The organism is Microtetraspora sp. AC03309 (assembly GCF_020826795.1).
Classification (GTDB): Bacteria; Actinomycetota; Actinomycetes; order Streptosporangiales; family Streptosporangiaceae; genus Microtetraspora; species Microtetraspora glauca.
Genome location: NZ_JADDIL010000204.1, coordinates 1 through 1,274, shown reverse-complemented (window position 1 = coordinate 1,274; position 1,274 = coordinate 1). Strand labels below are relative to the sequence as shown.

At 68.7% G+C, this 1,274-nt stretch carries 2 protein-coding genes; one reads left to right on the top strand and one right to left on the bottom strand.

Annotation, left to right across the window (positions count from 1 at the left end; genetic code table 11):
• Positions 1-43 precede the first annotated feature (43 nt).
• Positions 44-838, top strand: coding sequence for an SAM-dependent methyltransferase (locus IMZ11_RS42315; protein WP_228649173.1), 795 nt, complete (start codon positions 44-46; stop codon positions 836-838).
• A 62-nt stretch (positions 839-900) separates the two neighbouring features.
• Here IMZ11_RS42315 and IMZ11_RS42310 read toward each other — a convergent pair.
• A partial coding sequence (locus IMZ11_RS42310; protein ID WP_228649171.1) for a hypothetical protein occupies positions 901-1,274 on the bottom strand: 374 nt, incomplete at its 5' end.

The window sequence follows — 1,274 nt, the reverse complement described above, 5'->3', positions numbered from 1 at the left end:
GGGCCGCCCTCGTTCTCGTCCATTTCGAACACAGAAGGATCAGCTGACAGTCACTGAGAAAACGTCAATCGACACGTCGACGCCGAGTTCGGCACGGGTGTACGACTACCTGCTCGGAGGCAAGGACAACTACGCCGTCGACCGGATGGTGGCGGAAAAGCTGCTTTCCGTGGCCCCGGACGCGCAGGCGGTCGCCAGGGCGAACCGGGCGTTCCTCGCCAGGGCCGTGCGTCACGCGGCCTCCCAGGGGATCCGGCAGTACGTCGACCTCGGCGCCGGGCTGCCCACCTCGCCGAGCGTGCACGAGATCGCCCGCGAAGCGGCCCCGGGCGCCCGCGTCGTCTACGTCGACAACGACCCCCTGGTCAAGGTGCACAACGACGCCATGCCGATCGTGGACGACCATGTGATCGCCCTCCAGCACGATGTGCGACGTTCGGAGGCGATCCTCGGCGACCACGCCCTGCAAGCGGTCATCGACCTCGACGAACCGGTCGCCGTCCTGTTCCTCGGAGTGCTGCACTTCGTCTCGGACGCGGAGGGCGCCTACGACATCGTCGCCACCTGGCGAGACCGCATGGCACCGGGCAGCCATGTGATCATCTCCAACATGACCGCGCACAGCGACCCCGAGGCCCTGGCCCGGCTCACGATGGCCACGGCGGGCAGTCCGGCCCAGGCGACGTTCCGGTCCCACGACGAGCTGGTCCGGTTCTTCGACGGATTCACGCTCGCGGAGCCCGGACTGGTGCCCGTCCAGGAATGGCGGCCCACCGTAGAGGCGCCCGCGGTCCGGACCCGGGTGGTCGTCGAAGGTGGCGTCGGCGTCCTGTCCTGACGTCGTGACGCGTCCCTCGTGTGGTGGGCCCCTCACGCGGGCGCGGCCCTTGCGTGACGCGGCTACCGGTCGCGCTTGAGGGTGGCGTGCATGAACCACGGCATGTCCCTCGTCCACTTGTTCTCGCCGTGCCCGGCGTACTCGAAGCCGAGCATGCCGTCCTCGTTGAGCGTGAGGTAGATCTCGCCGTTGCGTGGGCAGTTGCCGCGCATGGTCATCCGCTTCAGATGGGCGATGGAATCGGTGATCTTGACGAGCCTGGACGTCCCCGTACAACCGGAGTCCAGGTACTGATCGGTGGCCGTCCTGCCGCCCTTCCTGATGGTCACGACCAGCCGGTCGTACGCGCCGGGGTCCTCGTCGACCCTGCCGCGCCACACGCCCACGTAGGCCGCCGGGAACCTGGACGAGGTTCGGGGCGCGGGGGTGGGGGAGG